The 23258-nt window shown below is 75.2% G+C and carries 3 protein-coding genes; all 3 read right to left on the reverse strand.

What is annotated here, in order from left to right; all coding sequences use genetic code 11:
• The 3 genes from ACFVS9_RS14570 to ACFVS9_RS14580 all read right to left on the reverse strand — a co-directional run bounded on the left by ACFVS9_RS14570 (window position 1) and on the right by ACFVS9_RS14580 (window position 22659).
• Complete coding sequence (locus tag ACFVS9_RS14570; protein ID WP_389932202.1) at window positions 1–7575, reverse strand: amino acid adenylation domain-containing protein; 7575 nt, start codon at window positions 7573–7575, stop codon at window positions 1–3.
• Entirely contained in the window at window positions 7572–22037 is a 14466-nt protein-coding gene (locus ACFVS9_RS14575) for an amino acid adenylation domain-containing protein (protein WP_389932205.1), read from the reverse strand. Before ACFVS9_RS14575 ends, ACFVS9_RS14570 begins: the two co-directional genes overlap by 4 nt.
• Before the next feature lie 403 nt (window positions 22038–22440).
• The gene (locus ACFVS9_RS14580; protein WP_383117987.1) at window positions 22441–22659 is read right to left on the reverse strand and encodes an MbtH family protein; all 219 of its coding nucleotides are present in this window, start codon (window positions 22657–22659) and stop codon (window positions 22441–22443) included.
• Window positions 22660–23258: the final 599 nt, after the last annotated feature.

Raw genomic sequence — 23258 nt, forward strand, 5'->3', positions numbered from 1 at the left:
CTACCTCGTGGCCCACGCCCCCCTCGGGGCCGGCAGGAAGCCCGTTCCGTGGAAGTAGGTCAGATAGCGGGTCAGCACGTCGTCGGTCAGGGCCGGCAGACGGACCCCCAGCGCCGCCACGGCCTTGGCCGTGCGGCCCGAGTCGAAGCGGCGGTGGTCCGTCGCCTCGTGGCGGGTGTGCGGCTCGTCGCCGAGGAACAGCTGCGCCGCGTTGTCGCGCTGGGCCGCCACCCTGGCCTGCCACTCGGGCGCGGGGACGGCCCGCAGCTCGTGGCCCAGCCGGGCCGCCGCTTCGAAGACCCGGTCCAGGCCGGGGGCGTCCGGGTTGGTGAGGTGGTAGGTCTCGGCACCCGTGCCGCCCGCCACGCAGAGGGCCACCACCGCCGCGCTGACGTAGTCCACGGGCACCCAGTCCGTCGATCCGTGCGGCAGGTCCGGGACCGCGCCCGCCTGGAGGCACCCCTTGACGAGCTGCCACAGGAGATCGCGGTCCTGGCAGGCGCCGGTGGCGGTGTCGCCGCTGATGCGGCCCGGCCGGTGGACGGTGACCGGCAGGCCGCGTTCGCGGGCCAGGCCGACGAGCTGTTCGGCGACCCACTTGCTCTGCGCGTACCCGTCGGGCAGGGCGGACACCGGCCCCGTCGGGGTCGACTCCGTGACCGGGACGGGATCGGGGCCGGACGCCGGGGCGTGGACGCCCGTGGTCGAGACGTAATGCATGCCGGGCGAGGCCGAGTCGGCGAGCAGGCGCAGCAGTTCCTCGGTGCCGGATACGTTGGCGGCGCGCAGATCGCCGTAGCCGGCGGCGAAGTTGACGCGTGCCCCGTTGTGGATGACGGGGCCGAGGCGGCGGACCAGGGTGGTCCGGTCCTCGGGCGCGAGGCCCAGACCCGGGGCGGCGAGGTCGCCGGGGACGGGGCGGATCAGGCCGGCGTACCGGGGGTTCCAGAGGCCGTAGCGCTCCAGGTTGGCCCGCAGCCGGTCCCCGGCCTCCTGCTCGTCCCTGGCCCGTACGAGGCAGTCGACGGGGCCGTCCGTCGTCTCCACGAGGTCGCGCAGGAGGAACGCGCCGAGGAAGCCGGAGGCTCCGGTCAGAAGGGGCCGGGGCGTGGGGCGCGGGGGCCTGCGGCCGGGGGCGGGCAGGGGGGCCGCGCGGCGTGTGATGTCGGGTGCCAGGCGGACCTCGGAGGCCAGGTCCGGTGCGGTGGAGGTGGTGGTGTCCTGGTCCTCCTCCCCCGTATCGCCCTCCAGGAGGCGGGCGATGCCCTCGGCCGTGGGAGCCGCGAACAGGGCGCGCAGGGTGAGGCGGTGGCCGCAGCGTTCCTCGATGCGCTGGGCGAGGGTGACGACGAGCAGCGAGTGGCCGCCCAGGGCGAAGAAGTCGTCCGTGACCCCCGCCTCCGGCACCCCGAGCGTCTCCGCGAAGGCCTGGCACAGGGCGCGTTCGAGAGCGGTGCGGGGTGCGCGGCCACCGGCCGGTACCGCCTGGCGGGGTGCGGGCAGGGCCCGCCGGTCGGTCTTGCCGTTGGGGGTGAGGGGCAGAGCGCCGATCCGTACGTGGGCGGCGGGGACCATGTGGTCGGGCAGGGTCGCCGCGAGGTGGGCGCGCACCTCGTCGTCGTCCGGTCCCTCCGCTCCGTCGGCGGGCACGGTGTAGGCCACCAGCCGCCGGTCCCCCGGCCTGTCCTCGCGGACGGCGGCGCAGGCCGCGGCGACGCCGGGCAGGGAGGCCAGCGCGGCCTCGATCTCGCCGAGTTCGATGCGGAAGCCGCGGAGTTTGACCTGGTCGTCGACGCGGGAGACGTAGAGGAGTTCCCCCTCGGCCGTCCAGCGCACCAGGTCACCGGTCCGGTACATCCGCCCGCCGGCGGGGTCGAAGGGGTCGGCCGTGAAGCGGGACGCGGTCAGGGCGGCCCGGCCGTGGTAGCCCCGGGCGACTCCCTCGCCGGCGACGTACAGTTCGCCGACGACACCGGGGGGTACCCGGTCCAGCCGGTCGTCCAGGACGTGGACACGGGTGCCGTCGACGGGTACGCCGATGGGCACGGTCCGCTCCGGGGCGAGCGGCCCGTCCGCGTGCTGGAAGGTGCTCATCGTCGCGCAGACGGTGGTCTCCGTCGGCCCGTAGGCGTTGACGAGGAACCGGTCCGCCGCCCAGGTGTGCACCAGGGCGGGCGGGCAGGCCTCGCCGGCGAGGACCAGGGTCGTCCCGGTGGGGAGCGAGTCCGGCGGCATCACCGCGAGGGCCGCGGGCGGCAGGGTGAGGTGGGTGACGCCCCGGTCGCGGACCAGGGCGGCGAGGGCGGGGCCGGGGAGCAGGGCGTCGCGTTCGTCGATCTCCAGGCAGGCCCCGGAGAGCACTCCCATGCACAGTTCCCAGAAGGCGGCGTCGAAGCTGACGGACGCCATGTGCAGCACCCGGCTGCCCGGGGCGACGCGGAGCCGCTCGCTCTGCGTCCTGGCCATGGCGCCGGCGCCCCGGTGGGTGACCACGACGCCCTTGGGGCGGCCGGTGGAGCCGGAGGTGTAGATGACGTACGCGGGGTGCGACGGGAGCAGGGCCGGTGCGGGGCCCGCGTCGTACGCCGGGACGCCGTCCCCGAGGCCGTCGGCGTACAGGTGGGGCACCGGGGAGTCCGGGAGCCTTCGGTGGACGGCGGGGGTGGTGAGCAGCAGGCGCGGCCGGGAGTCGTCGAGCATGTGGGACAGGCGCCGGGCCGGGTAGTCCGGGTCCAGGGGCACGAACGCGGCCCCGGCGCCGAGGATCCCGAGCAGGGCCACGACGAGGCCCGCGGTGCGGGGCAGGGCGACCGCCACCCGGTCCTCGGGGCCGATGCCCCGCGCCGCGAGGTGGCGGGCGAGGGTGTCGGCGCGGGCGGCGAGTTCGCCGTAGGTGAGGGTGCCGGTCGCGTCGCGGACCGCCGGGGCGTCCGGGGTGCGCCGGGCCCACCGCTCGAACAGCGCGGGGACGGTCGCCGCGGGCGTGTTCCCGGCGGGGCCGGTCCCCCAGCCGGCCAGGCGGGCGCGTTCGGCCGGGGTGAGGACGTCGTACGCGCTCAGGTGCCGGCCGGGGTCGGCGGCGACGGCGGTGAGCAGCCGGACGAGCCGTCCGGCGAGGTCGCGGACCGTGGAGGCGTCGAAGAGTTCCGTGGCGTAGTCGACGGCGCCCCGCATGCCGGTGGGCGCGCCGCTGTCGTCGTACGTCTCGGTGAAGGTGAACGACAGGTCGAACTTGCTGACTCCGGGGTCGACGGGCACCCCGCGGACGGTCAGGCCGGGCAGGTCGACGGGGGCGGCGGGGGTGTGGTTCTGGAGGATGAGCATGGTCTGGAAGAGCGGGTGGTGGTTCTGCGAGCGCGCGGGGTTGAGGAGTTCGACCAGTCGCTCGAAGGGCAGGTCCTGGTGGGCGTACGCGGAGAGGTCGAACTGTGTGACCCGACCGAGGAGTTCGAGGAAGGTGGGGTCCCCGCTCAGGTCCGTGCGCAGGACGAGGGTGTTGACGAAGAAGCCGACCAGGTCGGAGGCGGCCTCGTCGGTGCGGCCGGCGACGGCCGTGCCCAGCGGGACGTCGTCACCGGCGCCGTGCCGGGACAGGAGCACCGACAGGGCGGCCTGGAGCACCATGAAGACGCTGCTTCCGGCGCTGCGGGCGAGGTCCGTGATGCGGCCGGCGGTGTCGGGGGCGAGGGTGAAGTCGTGGGTCGCGCCGGTGTGCCGGGGCACGGCGGGCCGGGGCCGGTCCCAGGGCAGCTCGACCACCTCCGGGATGCCGTCCAAGGCGGCTTTCCAGTAGGTGAGTTGGCGGCTGACGAGGCTCCCGGGGTCGTGCTCGTCGCCGAGCAGGCGGCGTTGCCACAGGGTGTGGTCGGCGTAGTCGACGGGGAGTTCCGTCCACCCGGGCGCCACGGCGCGGAGGCGGGCCCGGTAGGCGGTGGCGAGGTCGCGGGCGAAGGGGGCCAGGGACGAGCCGTCGGCCGCGATGTGGTGGATGACGAGGACCAGGACGTGGGCGTCGTCGGCCAGGCGGAGCAGCGTCGCCCGGAGCGGGAGGTGGTGCTCGATGTCGATCGGGGTGGTCGCGGCGGCGGCGATCCGGTCGGACAGGCCGTCCTCGTCGGCGGACTCGACGGCGAACGCCAGGCGGACGTCGTCCGGATCGGTGACGTGCTGGTACGGCCGGCTGTCGTGCTCGGGGAAGACCGTGCGCAGGGACGCGTGCCGGCCGACGACGTCGCGCAGGGCCTGGCGCAGGGCGTCCGTGTCGAGGGGCCCGTCGAGGCGGAGGGCGAAGGGGATGTTGTAGGTGGCGGAGGGGCCTTCGAGGCGGTGGAGGAACCAGAGGCGCTGCTGGGCGTGGGACAGCGGGAGCAGGCCGGGGCGTTCCTGCGGTACGAGGGCGGGGCGGGCGGGCCGGTCCGCGTCCCGCAGGGCGGCGGCGAGCGCGGCGACGGTGGGGTGCTCGAAGAGGGTGCGGATCTCGGTCTCGGTGTCCAGGGCGGTACGGACACGGCCCACGAGGCGGGTGGCGAGCAGGGAGTGGCCGCCCAGGGCGAAGAAGTTGTCGTCCACGCCGACGCGGGTGACGCCCAGCACGTCCGCGAACAGCCCGGCGAGGATCTCCTCGTGGGCGCCGCGCGGTGGGCGGCTTCCCGTGCCGGGCGGGGTGGCGGGCGCGGGCAGGGCCGCGCGGTCGGTCTTGCCGTTCGGCGTCAGCGGCAGCGCGTCGAGGGGCTGGACGGTGGCCGGCACCATGTAGGCGGGCAGGTGACGGCCCACGTGTGCGGCGAGCAGGCCCGGGTCCGGGGTGTGCCCCGGTGCGGGAACGACGTACGCGGTCAGGGTGCGGTCGCCGGGCAGGTCCTCACGGACCAGGACGCAGGCGGCCCGTACGGACGCGTCGGCGCACAGGACCGCCTCGATCTCGGCGGGCTCGATGCGGTGGCCGCGGAGTTTGATCTGCTGGTCGGCCCGGGCCGTGTAGTGCAGGGTGCCGTCCCGGTCGCGGCGCACGAGGTCGCCGGTGCGGTACATCCGGGCCCCGGTGCCGTCGAACGGGTCGGCGACGAAGCGCGTCGCGGTGGGGCCGGGGCGCCCGAGGTAGCCGCGCGCGACCCCGGCGCCCGCGATGTACAGCTCCCCCTCGGCGCCGGGCGGCACGGGCCGCATCGCCGCGTCCAGGACGTGGGCGCGCATGCCGTCGAGCGGCCGGCCGATCGGGGGCGCGCCGGCGGGGGCGCCGGGGCGTATGCGGTGGCGGGTGGCGAAGGTGGTGGTCTCGGTCGGGCCGTAGACGTTGAGGAAGGCGGTGCCCGGGTGCGCGGCGGCGAGGCGCTGGAGCACGCCGGGGGCCGCGGTCTCCCCTCCGGAGGCGACGAGCCGGAGGAGGCCCAGGGCGTCCGGGTCGGTCTCGGCGAGGACGTTGAACAGGGCGGTGGTGAGGAACGCCGCCGTCACGCCGTCCCGGGCGACGAGGTCGCGCAGGGCGGCGGGCTGGAGAGTCCCTTCGGGCGCTACGACGATCCGGCCGCCGTTCAGGAGGGGGGTCCAGATCTCGAAGGTGGACGCGTCGAAGACGTACGCCGAGTGCATCAGGACCGCGTCGGCCGCACCGCCTTCCCAGGCGGAGTCCGCGGCGAGCGCCGCCACGTCGCCATGGGTGACCCCCACCCCCTTGGGCAGACCCGTCGAACCCGAGGTGAACATCACGTACGCGAGCCGGTCACCGCCCGTGACGGCGGGCAGGGCGCACGTGCTGCCCGGCGGGTTCGGGGATCCCGGTACGGCACGGCCCGCGGCGTCGACCGTCACCACGGCCGTCTCCGGGCCGAGCCGGTCCGTCCAGGGGTGGGTGCGCGTGGTCCGGTCCACGATGAGGACGCGCAGGGACGCCACCTCGGCGACCCGGGTGAGCCGTTCGGCCGGCCAGCGCGGGTCCAGGGGCACGTAGGCGGCGCCTGTGCGCAGGACGGCCAGGGACGCCGTGACCGTGGCGGCGGAGCGGCCCAGGAGGACGCCCACCCCGTCCTCGGCGCCGACGCCGAGTCCCGCCAGGACACCGGCGGTCCCGTGGGAGATGTCACGCAGCTGCGCGTAGGTCAGCCGCTCGCAGGCGCCGGACACGGCCACCGCGCCGGGGTGCTGTGCGGCACACCGGTCCACCGCGTCGGGCACGCTCACATGCCGCGTCGCGTAACGGAGTTCGGCGCCCTCCCCCACGGCTGTCAGCGCCTCGCGCTCGCCGTCCAGGAGTACGGGAACGGCGTCCGCCCGGCTGTCGAGGCCCCGGGCCATGGTGGTCAGCAGGCGCCGCATGCGGGCGACGGTGCGGGCCACCTCGTCGCGGTCGAGGACGGCGGCACGGTAGCCGAAGGTGATCCTCAGGGCGTCGCCCGGGGCGATGGTGAGGGTCAGCGGGTAGTGGGCGGCGTCCGTGCCGCTGAATCCGGTCACGGCGAGGCCGGGCAGTCCCCGCTGCGCGGTGCGCAGGGCCTCGGCGTCCATCGGGTAGTTCTCGAACACGGCCAGGGTGTCGAAGAGCCGGTCCAGGTCCGTGACGCCCTGAATCTCCGTCAGACCCACGTACTGGCTGCCGAGGAGGCGGCCCTGCTCCTCCTGGAGCCGGGTCAGGAGCGCGGCCAGGGTCTCGCCGGGCGCCGGGCGAAGACGGACCGGGACGGTGTTGATGAAGAGGCCGATCATCGACTCCACCCCGGGGATCTCCGGCGGGCGTCCGGAGACCGTGGTGCCGAAGACGACGTCGTCCCGCCCGGTGAGGTGCGCGAGCAGCAGGCCCCAGGCGCCCTGGACCAGGGTGTTGAGGGTGAGCCGGTGGGCACGGGCCGTCTCGCGCAGCCGGTGCGTGGTGGCCGCGTCCAGATCGAGGACGAGGGTCTCGGGCAGCTCGCCGGAGCCGGCCGCCTCCGCGCCGCCGCGCCCGGCGAGCAGGGTCGGCGCCTCGATGCCGGCCAGGGCGGTGCGCCAGGTGTCCAGTGCGGCGGCCCGGTCCTGCTGGGCCAGCCAGGCGAGGTAACCGCGGTACGGGGCGACGCGCGGCAGCGTGCTGTCGTCGCCGTGATGGGCGTACAGCTCGAAGAGTTCGCGTACGAGCAGGGGCATCGACCACCCGTCCAGCAGGATGTGATGGCTCGTCATGACCAGGCTGTGGCGGCCCGGCGCGGTGCGCACCAGGGTGAACCGCATGAGTGGCGGGGTGGCCAGGTCGAAGCGGCGGGTGCGGTCGGCGGCGAGGAACGCGTCGAGGCGCTCCCGCGTCGTGCCCGCGCCGCCGGCCCCGGTCAGGTCCAGCTCCTCCACCGGCACCGGCACCTCGGCGGCGACGGCCTGCACGGGCTCGTCGAGGTCCTCGTGGAGGAACCCGACCCGCAGGTTGGCGTGTCTGCGCAGCAGTCCGGCGACGGCCGCGCGCAGGGCGGGGACGCCGACGGGGCCTTCGAGGTCGAAGACGAACTGCGCGGTGTAGACGTCCACGGCGCGGGAGTCGTACAGCGCGTGGAAGAGCATGCCCGACTGCAGCGGTGTCAGCGGCAGTACGTCTTCCAGTCGGAACCCGGTCACTTGCGTCCACCCCATCTGTTCTGCAGTCGGTCGATCTGGCCCTGGTCGAGGGAGACCAGGGGAAGGTCGGACGGCGTGTAGCCGCCCGCGTCGGGTCGTCGGGCGTGTTCGGCCGTGGCGCGCAGGGCGCGGGTGAACGCCTCGGCCAGCGCCTCGACGTCCTCCTCCTTCAGGAGGTCGGTGGGCCAGGTCCAGCGGATCACCAGCCGGGGCCCGTCCGGCAGGTCCTCGGTGTGCGCGTTGATGTCGAGGACGTGGTGGACGGGCATGTCCGGGTCCTGGCCGCGCGGGCCGCCGCCGTCGAGCACCGCGTCCCAGTCGGCGCCCCCGTCCGCCGCGCCGGGTGGGGAGGCCGCGTACCGGCCCAGGTAGTTGAAGCCGATCTGGGGGTCGGGCGCGGTCGCCAGCCGGGCCCGGGTGGCCGGGTTGAGGTGGCGCAGCATGCCGTAGCCGACGCCGTGGTCGGGAAGGGCGCGCAGCTGTTCCTTGACCCGCTTGAGGGCGCCTTCGATCAGGGTCGCGTCGTAGCGTCCGGGGTCGCGGGCGTCGACCGGGCCGGGGTCGAGGCGGACCGGGTGGAGGCTGGTGAACCAGCCGACCGTACGGGAGAGGTCGAGGTGGCCGGCGATCTGCTCGCGGCCGTGCCCCTCCAGGTCGAGGAGGACGGCGGACCCGGGGCGGGGTCCGCCGGGCGCGGCGGCCCGTTCGGCGCGCCAGGAGCACACGGCGAGGGCGAGGCCGGTGAGGAGGACGTCCTGCACCCCGGCGTGGAAGGCGGCGGGGACCGTGGTGAGCAGGGGGTCCGTCCAGGTGGCGGGCAGCCGGGTGGTCAGGGTGCGGGTGCGGTCGGCGGTGTCCCGGTCGGGGTCCAGCGGCCGGTACCCCAGTTGCGGGTCGGGGGTCTCCAGCACGGACTGCCACAGGGCCAGTTCCGCCTCGCGTGCGGGCTCCAGCGCCTGGGCGGCGAGGAGCCGCGCCCAGTGCCGGTAGGAGGTGGTGGGCGTGGGAGCGGGCAGGCCGGGCGCTTCCGGGGCCCGGGTGACGGTCCGCCAGGCCGTGGCGAGGTCCGCGGTGAGGATGCGCCAGGAGACGGCGTCGACGGCCAGGTGGTGCACGACCAGGAGGAGCCGCCCCCGCGTACGGGGCCCGGCGTCGCACCAGACGGCCTCGATCACCTCCCCGTGCGCGGGCCGCAGCCGCCTGCGGGCCGCTTCGCCCGCCTCGGTGAGCGCCGCGCGTGCGGCGTCCGCGTCCAGCCCCTCGACGTCGACGCGGGTGAAGCGGCGCCGGGCCCGTACGGAGCCGGCCGGAAGGGCTTCGAGGACAGGCGTGCCGGTGTCCGGCCTGACGGTCCTCATGCGCAGCATGTCGTGCTGGTCGATGAGGAGTTGGAGGGTGGCGGTGAGGGAGTCCGCGTCGGCCCCGGCGGGCGTGCGGAGCACCCCGGACTGGTTGTATCCGTCCGTGGCCCCGGGCCGTTCCAGGAACCAGGCGGCGATCGGGGTGAGCGGCATCGCACCGGTCCCCTGGCCGTCCGGTGCGGCGGTGTCCCGGCCGAGCTCGGTGGCGGCGGCCGCGACGGCCTCGGGGGTGCGGTGGACGAACACGTCGCGCGGGGTGACGGCGAGGCCGGCCTCCCTGACCCGGCTGACGAGCTGGATGGAGAGGATGCTGTCGCCGCCGAGCGCGAAGAAGTCGTCGTCGGTGCGTACGGCGGGCGCGCCCAGGACGGAGGCGAACACGTCGCACAGGACGCGTTCCCGTGCGGTGCGCGGCTGTCCGCCCGGCCGGGTGTGCGGGGCGGGCCGCTCCGGGGCGGGCAGGGCCCGCCGGTCGGTCTTGCCGTTGGGCAGCAGCGGCAGCGCCCCGAGCGGGACGAGGACGGCGGGCACCATGTACGGCGGCAGCACCGGCGTCAGCCCGGCGCGCAGCTCGCTCCCGCCCGGGGCGGTCGCGCCGTCCGCGACGGTGTAGGCGACCAGCCGGCGCTCGCCGGGCCGGTCCTCCCGGACGACCGCGCAGGCGGCGGCGACGCCGTCGAGCGCGGTCAGAGCGGCCTCGACCTCGCCGAGCTCGATGCGGAAGCCGTGCAGCTTGACCTGGTCGTCGGCGCGGGAGACATAGGTGAGCAGGCCGTCGGCGTCCCGGCGGACGAGGTCGCCCGTGCGGTACATGCGGCTCCCGGCGGGCCCGTACGGATCGGCGACGAACCGCGCCGCCGTCAGGCCGGGACGCTTCAGGTAGCCGCGGGCGAGCCCGTCGCCGGCGACGTAGAGCTCGCCGGTGACGCCCGGCGGCACCGGCCGCAGACCGGTGTCCAGGACATGGGCGCGGGTGTTGTCGACGGGACGTCCGAGCGGCACGGTCCCCTCGCCCGGTGTGGCCGCGTCCGCGTCCCGGTGGTGGTGGGCGGTAGCGTCGATCGTCGTCTCGGTGGGGCCGTAGAGGTTGTGCACCTCCACCCGCCAGGACCGTCCGACGCGCTCGGCCAGGGGCCGGGGCAGGGGTTCGCCGCCGCACAGGACGGCGCGCAGGGTCCCGGGCGCCGCGCCGGGTCCGGTCTCGGCGAGGACGAGCGCGAGGTGCGAGGGCACGAACTGGACCAGTGTCGCGCCCGCGTCCCGCATCCGGGCCAGCAGCCCCGCCGGGTCGTGGTTGAGGGCGGGCGGCACGGGGCAGGTGGCGCCGCCGTGCAGGAGCGGCAGCCAGGTCTCCCACACCGAGGCGTCGAAGCTCGGTGAGGTGCGGGCCAGGACCCGGTCCTGCCCGGTGAGGCCGAGGTGGCGCGCCATCCACGCCATGTGGTTGGTCAGGGAGGCGTGGGTGACGACGACGCCCTTGGGCCGGCCGGTGGAGCCCGAGGTGTAGATGACGTACGCCGCGTCGCGCGGATCGGGCGCGGCGGCCGGCGGCGCGGCGCGTCCCGTGGACCAGGCGGCCCGGTCGTCGAGCGCGAGGACGGGCAGGGAGCCGCCGTAGCGTGCGGCGCGGGCGGTGCCGTGGGTGAGGAGCAGTGCCGGGCGGGCGTCGTCGAGCATGTGGCCGACGCGCGCCTCGGGGTACTCCAGGTCGACCGGCAGGTACGCGGCCCCGGCCTTGACGACGGCCAGCATCGCGACGACCTGGTCGGCGGTGCCTTCCAGGGCGAGGGCGACGAGGTCCCCGCGGCCGATGCCGCGGTGGCACAGGTGGTGCGCCAGGTCGTCGGACAGGGAGTCGAGTTCGCGGAAGGTGAGGGAGAGCGCGCCGTCGGCCACGGCCGTCGCGGCGGGGGTCCGTGCCGCCTGGGCGCGGAACGCGTCGGGGGCCGTACGCGCCGCGACGGGCCGGACCGGTCCGTGCGCGGCCCGTCCGACGCTCCGCCGCTCCGCGTCGTCCAGGACGTCCGCGGCGTGGACGCGCCCGTCGGGGTCGGCGGCGAGCGAGGCGAGCAGCCGGGTGAGCCGGGCGGCCAGGGCGTGCGCGGTGGCGGGGGCGAACAGCTCGGTGGAGAACTCCACCACCGCGTCGAGGCCGTCGGGCCGTCCCGCGCCGTCCCGCTTCTCGCTGAAGGTGAAGGTCAGGTCGAACTTGCTGATGCCGGTGTGCACGGGCTGCTCCGTCACCGTGAGCCCGGGCAGGTCGATCTCGGCGTCGGCGTGGTTCTGCAGGACGAGCATGGTCTGGAAGAGCGGGTGGTGGTTCTGCGCCCTGACCGGGCTGACTGCGTCCACCAGCCGCTCGAACGGCAGGTCCTGGTTGGCGTACGCCGCCAGGTCGAACTCCCGCACCCGGTCCAGCACTTCGGCGAAGGTGGGGTCCCCGCTCAGATCGGTGCGCAGGACCAGGGTGTTGACGAAGAACCCCACCAGATCGTCGAGCGCCTCGTCGGTCCGTCCGGCGACGGCGGTGCCGAGCGGGATGTCCTCACCGGCGCCGTGCCGGGACAGGAGCACCGCCAGGCCGGCCTGGAGCACCATGAAGAGGCTGCACCCGCGGGCACGGGCGAGCCCCGCCAGGGCGCGGTGGGTGTCCGCGTCCACGGGGAAGGCGAACGCGTCGCCGGAGTGCGCGCCGACGGCGGGGCGCGGGTGGTCGTGGGGCAGGTCGAGCAGGCCGGGGGCGCCCGCCAGGGCGGTGCGCCAGAAGTCCAGCTGCCGGGCCGCCCGGCCGTCCGGGTCGTTCTCGTCGCCGAGGAGCGCGCGCTGCCACAGGGTGTAGTCGGCGTACTGGACGCCGAGTTCCGCCCAGGGCGGCTCCACTCCCTCGGCGCGTGCCCGGTAGGCCGTGCCCAGGTCGCGGGCGAGCGGGGCGAGGGACCAGCCGTCGCCCGCGATGTGGTGGACGACCAGCACGAGGACGTGGTCCTCGGCACCGAGCTCCATGAGCCGGGCGCGTACGGGGATGTCCGTGCTCACGTCGAAGGCGTGCGCCACCTCGGCGCTCAGGATCTCGTCGAGACGGCCGGGCGGCACGGCGCGGGGCGTCAGGTCGAGGTCGGCGCCCTCCGCGCCGAGGACGAGCTGGCGCGGTACGCCGTCGGTCTCGGGGAAGACGGTGCGCAGGCTCTCGTGGCGTTCGACGACGTCCGCGAGCGCGCTCTCCAGGGCTTCCGGGTCGAGCGGGCCGCTCAGCCGGAGCACGAGCGGCACGTTGTAGGTGGCGCTGGGCCCCTCGAACCGGTTGAGGAACCACAGGCGCTGCTGCGCGAAGGACAGCGGCAGCGGATCGGGGCGGCCCGCGGCGCGTTCCAGCGGGGTCCTGGCCGCCGCGGCGCCGTCCAGCGCGGCGGCGAGCGCCTGGGGTGTGGGGTGCTCGAACAGCGCCTTGACCTGGACCTCCACCCCGAGGACGGGGCGGATGCGCGCGACGAGCCGGGTGGCGAGCAGCGAGTGGCCGCCCAGGGCGAAGAAGTTGTCGTCGGCGCCCGCCCGGTCGAGGCCGAGCACGTCGGCGAAGAGCCCGCACAGGATCTCCTCGCGGACGGTGCGGGCCGCGCGCCCCCGGGCCGGGGCGTGGTGCTCCGGGGCGGGCAGGGCCCGTCGGTCCACCTTGCCGTTGACCGTCAGCGGCAGCGCGTCGAGCGCGACGAACGCCGAGGGCACCATGTAGGCGGGCAGGGACCGGCCGACGGCGCGGGCGAGGTCGCCCGGATCGGGCCGCGCCCCGCCGGACGGCACCACGTACGCGACGAGCCGCCGGTCGCCCGGGGTGTCCTCGCGGACGACGGCGAAGGAGTCTGCCACGCCCTCGCAGCAGGCCAGCACGCCCTCGATCTCGCCGAGTTCGATGCGGTAGCCGCGCAGCTTGACCTGCCCGTCGGCGCGGTCGACGTAGGCGATCTGTCCGTCGCGGGTCCACCGGACGAGGTCGCCGGTGCGGTACATGCGGCCGCCCGCCGCGTCGAACGGGTCGGCGACGAAGCGTGCGGCGGTCAGTCCGGGAAGCCCGGTGTACCCGCGTGCGACGCCTCGCCCGGCGAGGTACAGCTCGCCCGTGACACCCGGCGGAACGGGTCCCAGGGAGCCGTCGAGGACGTACAGCCGCATGCCGTCGAGGGGGCGGCCGATGGGCGGGGGGCCGGACGGAAGGCCGGCCGGCACGTCGTAGCGGGTGGCGAAGGTGGTGGTCTCGGTGGGCCCGTACACATGGAGGACGCGCAGGCCCGGCGTGGTGCCGGCGACCCGCTGCATCGCGTCCGGCGAGGCCAGTTCCCCGCCGGCGCAGACCAGCCGGAGGCCCGCGAAGGCGCCCGGCCCGGTCTCGGCGATCACGTTGAACAGGGCGGTCGTCAGGAAGACGGCGGACACGCCGTGCTCATGGACGGCGTCGCCGAGGACCCCGGCCTCCAGGGCACCGGGCGGTGCCACGACGATCCGGCCGCCGTTCAGCAGGGGGGTCCAGATCTCGAAGGTGGACGCGTCGAAGACGTACGCCGAGTGCATCAGGACCGCGTCGGCCGCACCGCCTTCCCAGGCGGAGTCCGCGGCGAGCGCCGCCACGTCGCCATGGGTGACCCCCACCCCCTTGGGCAGACCCGTCGAACCCGAGGTGAACATCACGTACGCGAGCGAGCCGGGACCCGGCACGTCGGCCGGGCGGCCCGGCCGCCCGGGGGCGCCTCGCAGGACGCGGCCCAGCCGGTCCACGACCACGACCGGTGTCCGGCGGGCCGCCGTGGTCACCCAGGGGGAGGCGAAGGCCTCCTCGTCCACGACGAGGGCCCGCACGGCGGCGACCGCCGCGACCTGGTCGAGCCGCTCCCCGGGCCAGCGGGCGTCCAGCGGGACGTAGGCTCCGGCCGCGCGGACCGTGCCCAGCGTCACCGACACCACGGCCGGCGACCGGGAGAGCAGGACGCCCACCGCGGACTCGGGTCCGACGCCGAGTCCCGCCAGGGTGCGGGCGAGGCCGTCGGAGATCCCGTCGAGTTCGGCGTAGGTGAGGGTGGCGTCGTCGCCGGTCACGGCCACGGCGTGCGGGTCGCGGCGCGCCCGGGCCGCGAAGAGGGCGGGCAGGGTGGCGTCCCGGGGGGCGGCGGGCAGAGCGCGGCCCGTGCCCCGGTGCGTGACGCGGGCGTGCTCGTCGGGCGTCATCAGGCCGTAGCCCGCCAGCGGCAGTCCCGGGTCGTCGGCCACCTGTTCCAGGAGGCGGACCAGGCGGGTGGCGAGGCTTTCGACGGTGGCCCGGTCGAACAGGGCGGTGGCGTACTCGATCCCGGCGGTGAGGCGGCCCTCCTCCCGCTCCTCGGTGAAGGCGAAGGTGAGGTCGAACTTGCTCAGGCCGTTGTGGACGAGCCGGTCCTCGACGCGCAGGCCCGGCAGGTCGGGGCGGACGGTCTCCTGGTTCTGGAGGACCAGCATGGTCTGGAACAGCGGGTGGTGGTCGCGGGCGCGGACGGGGTTGACGCTCTCGACGAGACGCTCGAAGGGCACGTCCTGGTGCGCGTAGGCGGCCAGGTCGAACTCGCGTACCCGTACGAGGAGTTCACGGAAGGTCGGGTTGCCGGACAGGTCCGTGCGCAGGACGAGCGTGTTGACGAAGAAGCCGACCAGGTCCTCCAGCGCCTCGTCCGTGCGGCCGGCGACGGGCGAGCCGAGCGGGATGTCGTCGCCCGCGCCGTGCCGGTGCAGGAGGGTGGCCACCGCCGCCTGGAGCACCATGAACAGGCTGCTGCCCGACTCGCGTGCCAGGCGCGGGAGCCGGGCGTACACGGGCGGCGGCACGTCGAAGGTGTGGACGGCGCCCCTGGGGTCGGCGGTGACCGGGCGCGGCCGGTCCAGCGGCAGGTCGATCAGCCCGGGCAGACCGGCCAGGGCGGTGTGCCAGTGGTCGAGCTGCTGCCGCAGCACGCTCCCCGGTGCGACGCCGTCGCCCAGGGCCTCGTGCTGCCAGAGGGTGTAGTCGGCGTACTGGAGCGGGGTGCCGGACGCCGGTTCCGGCGCCCGGCCCGCGAGTCGGGCCCGGTAGGCCTCGCCGAGGTGGCGGGCGAGCGGGGCGAGGGACCAGCCGTCGCCCGCGATGTGGTGCAGGACGAGCACCAGGACGTGGTGGCCGGGCGCGGAACGCAGCAGCAGCGCGCGCAGCGGCGGGTCCACGAGGACGTCGAACGGCTCGCGCACGGCGGCCAGGACGGCCGCCTCCAGGTCGCCGGGGGCCGTCGCCACGACCGGCAGCGCGGGGGCGACGGCGTCCGCGGGAAGGACCAGCTGGTGCGGTGTGCCGTCCTGTTCGGGGAACAGCGTGCGCAGCGACTCGTGCCGGCCTACGACGTCGTGGAGGGCGGACCGCAGGGCGTCCGGGTCCAGGTCCCCGTCGAGTTCGAGCACCAGCGGGATGTTGTAGGCGGAGCCGGGTCCTTCGAGCCGGTTGAGGAACCACAGGCGCTGCTGCGCGAAGGACAGCGGCAGCGGATCGGGCCGCCGCGCGGCGGGCACCACCGGCGGGCGGGCCGGTCCCGGCGCGTCGAGGACACGGGCGAGGCCGGCCACGGTCGGGTGCTCGAAGAGGGTGCGTACGGCAATCTCGGCGCCCAGGACGGCACGGACACGGCTGACGACGCGCATGGCGAGGAGCGAGTGGCCGCCGAGGTCGAAGAAGCTGTCGTGCGGGCCCACCCGGGGTGTGCGCAGCACGTCGGCGAAGATCCCGGCGAGCAGGTCCTCCTGGAGGGTGCGCCGGCCCGCTCCGGCGGGAGCCTCCGCGCCGGACCCGGGCTCGGGCAGGGCGCGCCGGTCCGCCTTGCCGCTGGGCAGCAGGGGGAGCTCGTCCAGGAGGACGACGGCGCCGGGCACCATGTAGTGCGGAAGGGTCTCCGCGAGGGCGTCGCGCAGCTCGGCGGGGCGCGGGGCGGGGTCCCCGGTGACGGCGTAGGCGACGAGCCGGCGCCGGCCGGGCGTGTCCTCACGGATCACCGCGCACGCCGCGGTGACGCCGGGCCGTGCCAGGAGCGCGGCCTCGACCTCCCCCAACTCGATGCGGAATCCACGGAGTTTGACCTGGTCGTCGGTGCGGGCGACGTAGTCGAGCAGACCCTGCCGGTTCCACCGGACGAGGTCGCCCGTCCGGTACATGCGGGTCCCGGGGGCGGCGAACGGGTCGGCCACGAACCGGGCGGCGGTCAGGGCCGGGCGGTCCAGGTAGCCCCGTGCGAGGTTGGGGCCCGACAGGTACAGCTCACCCGTGACACCGGGCGGTACGGGCCGCAGCCGGGCGTCGAGCACGTAGGTGCTCATGGTGTCGACGGGGAGGCCGATCGGCACGGTCTCGGACGGTGTGCGGGCGTCCGGTCCTCCGGCGCGGTGCGCGGTCGCGTCGATGGTCGCCTCGGTCGGCCCGTAGAGGTTGTGCACCTCGGCACCCCAGAGGCCGGCGACGTCGTCGGCGAGGGCGCGCGGCAGCGGTTCGCCGCCGCACAGGACGGCGCGCAGCGCGGGGAGCGGCGCGGTGCGGGCGGCCTCGGCGAGGACGAGGGCCAGGTGCGAGGGCACGAACTGCGCGACGGTGACGCCGGAGCGGTGCATCCAGGAGACGAGGGCGCGGGGTTCCCGGTTGGCGTCCTGCGGCAGCACGCAGACCTCGGCGCCGTTCATCAGGGGGAGCCAGAGCTCCCACACGGAGGCGTCGAAGCTGGTGGAGGTACGGGCGAGCACCCGGTCCCGGGGTGTCACGGCCAGGTGCCGCGCCATCCAGGCCATGTGGGAGGCCAGCGCGGCGTGCGGGACGACCACGCCCTTGGGACGGCCGGTGGAACCCGAGGTGTGGATGACGTAGGCGGGGTCCGCCGGGTGCGGCGTGTGCGGGAGCGGCCCGACGGGGCCCGCGGGAACGGCCGCCGGGTCGTCGAGGGCGAGCCACGGTACGCCGCAGGGCGGCAGGGAGGCGTGGACCTCGGTGGTGGTGAGCAGCAGGACGGGGCGGGCGTCGTCGATCATGTGCCGGATGCGGGCGGGCGGGTACTGGGGGTCGACGGGCAGGTAGGCGGCGCCGGAGCGCAGGACGGCCAGCATGGCGACGGCGGTGTCCACGGACGGCGGCACGGCGAGCGCCACCCGCTCCTCCCGGCCTGCGCCCCGTGCGCGCAGGACGTGGGCGACGGCGTCGGCACGGGCGTCGAGTTCGGCGTAGGTGAGGCTCCGGTGCTCGTCGCGCACGGCGACGGCGTCGGGGGTGCGCACGGCCCACTGCCGTACGGCCTCGGGGGCGTTGGCGGCGGGCGACGCGAGCTCCGCGCCCCGCCCCCGGCCGAGGACGAGGGCCCGCTCGCCCGGTGCGAGGGGGTCGAGGTCGCCGACGGCCCGGTCGGGGTCGGTCACGGCCAGGGTGAGGACGCGGGCGAAGCGGGCGCACAGGGCGCGGGCGGTGGCGTCGTCGAAGAGGTCGGTGGCGTACTCCAGGTAGCCCCCGATGCCGCCCGCGGTGCCCGTACCGGCAGCCTGGGCGGTCGCGGCGGTCTCGGCGGTCGCGTCCGCCGGGTGGGTGGGGTCGGCGGGTCCGGTGCGTTCGGCGGGTCCGGTGCGTTCCGTGAGCGAGAACGTCAGGTCGAACTTGCTGACCCCGGTGTGCCGGGACCGGTCGTGGACGGTGACGCCGGGGAGGCCGAGTTCCGCTCGCTCCTGGGTCTGGAGCACCAGCATGGTCTGGAAGAGCGGGTGGTGGTCACCGGAGCGTTCGGGGTTCAGCGCCTCCACGACCCGCTCGAAGGGGATGTCGCCGTGGCTGAAGGCCGCGATGTCGAACTCCCGCACCCGTCGCAGCAGTTCACGGAAGGAGGGGTCACCCGAGAGGTCCGTGCGCAGGACGACGGTGTTGACGAAGAACCCCACCAGATCGTCGAGCGCCTCGTCGGTGCGCCCGGCCACCGCGGTGCCCAGGGTGATGTCGTCACCGGCGCCGTGGGCGTGCAGCGTCACGGCGAGGGCCGCCTGGAGCAGCATGAAGGGGGTGCAGCCGGTGGTGCGGGCGAGCCGGGTGAGCGCGGCGTGCGCGGCGGCGGGCAGCTCGAAGGGGACGGCGTCGCCCCGGTGCCCGGCCACCGGGGGGCGGGGCCGGTCGAGGGGCAGGCCGAGCAGGTCGGGGGCGCCGTTCAACGCCCGCCGCCAGAAGGCGAGCTGGCGTGCGGCGAGACTGTCCGGGTCGCCGTCGGCGCCCAGGAGACGTTGCTGCCAGAGCGTGTAGTCGGCGTACTGGACGCGTAGCGCGGGCCAGTCGGGCGTGCCCGTACCCGCGCTCCTGGCGCGGTAGGCGGCGCCCAGGTCGCGGCTCAGCGGTGCCAGGGACCAGCCGTCGGCGACGACGTGGTGCAGGACGAGGGCGAGGACGTGGCGGGCGGGGGCCAGCCGGAGCAGATGGGCGCGTAGACCGGCGTTCCCGGAGAGGTCGAAGGGCACGGCCGTCAGGTGGCGCACCGTTTCTTCGGCCCAGGCGTCCGGGTCGGTCCCGGCGGGGGCCGCCTCGACGACGAGCGGGACGAGCGCGGCGGCGGCTTCCGGGCCGAGGACCCGCTGGCGTGCCACACCGTCGTGTTCGGCGAAGACGGTGCGCAGGCTCTCGTGCCGGACGACCACGTCGGTCAGGGCGCCACGCAGGGCGTCGGTGTCCAGGGGGCCGTCGAGGCCGAGCACCAGCGGGACGGTGTAGGTGTCGCTGGGCCCTTCGGCACGGTTGAGGAACCAGAGGCGCTGCTGCGCGGGGGACAGCGGCACCGCGTCGGGCCGCCGCTGCGGGGTGAGGGCCGGACGGGCCGTCCCGGTGGTGTCGAGGGCGGCGGCGAGGGAGGCGACCGTGGGGTGGTCGAAGAGGGTACGCATGCCGACTTCGGCCCCCAGGGCGGTCCGCACCCGGCCGGCGAGGCGGGTCGCGAGCAGGGAGTGGCCGCCGAGGGAGAAGAAGTTGTCGTCGGTGCCGACGGCCGGCACGCCCAGGACATCGGCGAACAGGCCTGCCAGCACCTCCTCGTAGGCGGTGCGCGGGGCGCGGTCGGTGGTGAGGACGCGGGGGGCGGGCAGTGCGCGGCGGTCCACCTTGCCGTTGGCGTTCAGGGGCAGCGCGTCGAGGACGACGAACGCGGACGGCACCATGTACGCGGGCAGGGTGCGCCCGGTCAGTCGGGCGAGGGCGGCGGTCTCCGGCCGGGTGCCGGGTGCCCCCGTCACATAGGCGACGAGGCGCCGGTCACCGGGTATGTCCTCGCGGACCAGGACGCAGGCGGCGCGCACGTCCGGAGCGGCGAGCAGGGCGTTCTCGATCTCGGCGGGCTCGATGCGGAAGCCGCGGAGCTTGACCTGCCCGTCCACGCGTCCGACGTACTCGATGTCGCCGCGCGCGGTCCAGCGCACCAGGTCGCCGGTGCGGTACATGCGGGCGCCGTCCGCGTCGTGGGGGTCGGCGACGAACCGGGTGGCGGTCAGCGCGGCACGGCCCAGGTAGCCGCGGGCGACGCCCCGTCCGCTCAGGTACAACTCCCCCACCACGCCGGGCGGTACCAGCCCGAGGGCGCCGTCGAGCACGTGCAGGCGCATGCCGTCGAGGGCCCGGCCGATGGGAGGCGTTCCGGGTGTGTCCGGCGTGACCGGGTGGCGGGTGGCGAAGGTGGTGGTCTCCGTGGGCCCGTACACGTGCAGGACACGGGTGGCGGGCGAGGCCCCGGCCACCTGCTGCATCAGCCCCGGGGTGGCGGCCTCGCCGCCGGCGGCGACGAGGCGCAGTCCCGCGAACGCGGCGGGGTCGGCCTCGGCCACCACGTTGAACAGGGCCGTCGTCAGGAACAGCGCGGTCACCCCGTGCCGTCGTACGACGTCCTCCAGGGCCGGGGCGTCCAGGACACCTCCGGGGGCGACGACCACACGGCCGCCGTTCAGGAGCGGCACCCAGATCTCGAAGGTCGAGGCGTCGAAGACGTAGGCGGAGTGCAGGAGCACCGCGTCGCACGCGCCGTCCGACCAGGTGGTGTCGGCGGCGAGCGCGAGGACGTCGGCGTGGGTGACGCCGACCCCCTTGGGCAGGCCGGTGGAGCCGGAGGTGAACATCACGTAGGCGAGGCGGTCGCCGTGGGTGACTCCCGGCAGCGGCCCCCGCGACGGCGGGGCGCCGCGTAGGACGTCGCCGAGACCGTCCACGACGATCACCGTCAGGCCGGCGGCCGCGTTCGCGACCCAGGGGTGCCCGGCCGTCTCCTCGTCCACCACCAGCGCCCGCACCCGGGCGGTCCCCGCCACGCGGTCGAGCCGTTCGGCGGGCCAGGCCGCGTCCATCGGCACGTACGCGGCGCCCGCGCCCACGATGCCGAGCGTGGTGGACACGGTCGCCGCCGAACGGGCCATGAGGACGCCGACGCCGTCCTCGCCGCCGATGCCCGAGTGGAGCAGGGCGCCCGAGAGGCGGTCCGCCGTCCGGGCCAGTTCCCGGTACGACCGGGTGACGGCGCCGTCCACCACGGCCGGTGCGTCGGGTGTCAGCCGTGCCTGCGTGCCGAACGCCTCCGGCAGGCTCACCGCCGTCCTCCCGGCCGGGAGGGCGGCGCCCCGCCCCTGGGCGAGCAGCGCCCCGGTGGCCGCGTCGTCGAGCAGGGGCAGTTCACGCAGGAGGGTGCCGGCGTCCGCCCCCGCGAGCGCGGCGACGAACGGGACGACGGCCTGCTGGAGCAGCCGTACGTCCTCGGGGTGGTACAGCTCCGGGTTGGCGTCGAAGCCGATCAACGGGCCCTTCCCGGCGGCCCGTTCGGACACGAAGAGGGAGACGTCGCCGACCGGGCCGATGGACAGCACGCGGGAGGGCGCGGGGCTGCCGTCGAAGTCGAGGTCGTAGTCGTAGCCCAGGATGTTGACGACGACATCGGGCAGGTGCCCCGCACCGTCGGTCATGTTCATCTCACGGGCGAGCTGTTCGCGGGAGAAGCGGCGGTGCCGCAGCGCGCCGCGCATCTCGTCGGCCGCGGCGCGCACGAGGGCGCCGACGGTCATGTCCTCGGTGACGGTCAGACGCAGCGGCAGGATGTTGGCGGTCATGCCGATGACGTGCCGCAGCCCGCCGTGACGGCCGTTGGAGGCGAGGCCCACGGTGACGTCGCGCGCGCCGCCGACGCGCCCGGCGTACGCGGCGACCGCTCCCACGAGGGCGGCGGTCCAGCTGGTGCGGTGGCCGGCGGCGAGCGCGCGCAGGTCGTCGAAGACCGTGACGGGCAGGGTCTCGCCCGTGTGCATCCGGACGTCCGCTCCGGCGCGCGCCGCCGGGTCCGGGGTGTCGGTGCGCCGACGGACGAGCGCCGTGCCGTTCCCTCGCGCGAGGTCCCCGGCCCCGTCCGGCGCGTCACGGCCCGCCCGGCCGGCGAACCTGGCCGTCCAGTAGGCGCGGTCGGCCTCGTGGCGCTCCGAACCCAGGTAGGCCGCCTCGTCGGCCACGAGGTCACGCAGGGGCGCCGCGGCGGGCGGCACGACGGTGGTGAGGTCCTCACCGCGTACGGCGCGCCCGTAGAGCTCGGCCACGGTCCGGCCGAAGACGGCGCCGCCGAGACCGTCGACGGCGATGTGGTGGAAGCGGACGTACCAGTGGTGCAGCCGCGCACCGAGGCGCAGCAGCGCGAAGTGGTGGCGCGGGGCGTCGAGCCGGTCGACGGAGGACATGTCCTCGGCCATGTAGCGCTCGGCCGCGGCGGCGGGATCGTCCTCGCCGGACAGATCGACACGGTGGAGCCGGTCGGTGCCGGAGGCGTCCCTGGGGACCACGCGCTGGCGCACGCTCTCCCCCTGGACGGCGAACTCGAGGTTGAGGCTGTCGCAGAGGGCGACGGCCCGGCCGAACGCGGCGGCGAACAATTCCTCGTCGAGGTCACCGTCGATCTCGAAGCATTCCCCGATGTTGTATCGGGGGCTGTCGGGATCGACGAGTTGTCCGTACCAGACACCTTGCTGGGCCGTTGTCAGTTCGAAGAACTCGTCGGGGTGCGCGTCGGTCGGAGGAGTGGGGAGAGAGCGGTTTTCCTGCATGCCGGTCCACACCTTTGGGGAGAGATTTCGGGGACGGTGAAGAGGGGCCGGGTGAAACCGACCGCGCCGGGGCACCGGTCATCGACGCCGGTACCGGCGTTGGCGGAGAGAGGGGTCACCGCGCCTGAGGCGTCAGGAGCGGAAGGGGATCTCCCGCCGGACCTGAACGTCCGGCAGGAGAGCGCGTTTCCCTCGCCGTCATGGCCTATCCATGCGTGGCCGCACGGCAGCCCACGGATGGTTTATGAACACCCCATGACGACAAAATGAGCACCTGTGAGCAAGGCTTGACGATTACCCGTTCATGTCCGATCGCTTTCGCTCGAACAAGAACAGATTCGATCAGGCCGGAGAGCCCGCACAGGGCTCGACCTGGGGATGTGCCTCCGGTCCGGACGCCGGCCTAGCCCGCGTCGGCCTCCGTCGCCCGCACCAGGCCGGCGGGCCGCATATCGGTCCAGGCGTTCTCGATCACGTCGAGACATTCCTGACGCGACCCTTCCGGACCCGCGGAGCGCCAGCCGCCCGGAATCTCGATATGCGCGGGCCACAGCGAGTACTGGCCCTCGTCGTTCACCAGCGCCACGAACCGTCCCGACTCGTCATCGAAAGGATTGGTCACGGCCGTCCCCCCACCTGTTCTCACACTTTCCACGACATGTTCATCAGTGATCCCCCGGCCTGTCGCGTAGGTCGTTTTCCGCGACACGCCATCGAGCCCCCGACATCCCCGTGGCGCGATCTCCGCCGGCGCGGAACGGAGATACGTACGCGTATCCCGCATGCCGCCGACAAACCGATGACCGAACCACGGTGGACGCGTTGTCACCCGTTCACGCCGATCACATTAGAGGACCCGGGGCCGCGAACGGCGCGTATTCGGCCGATTACTTACACACACCGAAGGTGCCACCGGAAAGCACGCCGGTCCGGCGAATATGCCAGCGGACGGCGTACGGAAATTTCCGGCCACGCAGATGTCCCTATAGTCCGGTAGGCATTGATATGACCCGCGCATTTTCAGATAACCACGGGAGTGCGCCCGCGTACTTCCCTTACATACGAAGATCCCATCGAGCCCCCGTGCGCCGGTTACGCGCCCCCGTCCGCCCGGCGAGGCCCGGACAGTCGGCAGCAGGCCGGCCCGGCGGCCCCCCCCGGGGGGGGCCGGGGGGGCCGGGGGCGGGGGGGGGGGGGGGGCCGGGGGGCGGGCGGGAAGCG

The organism is Streptomyces sp. NPDC058008, assembly GCF_042886395.1.
In the GTDB taxonomy this organism is placed as follows: domain Bacteria; phylum Actinomycetota; class Actinomycetes; order Streptomycetales; family Streptomycetaceae; genus Streptomyces.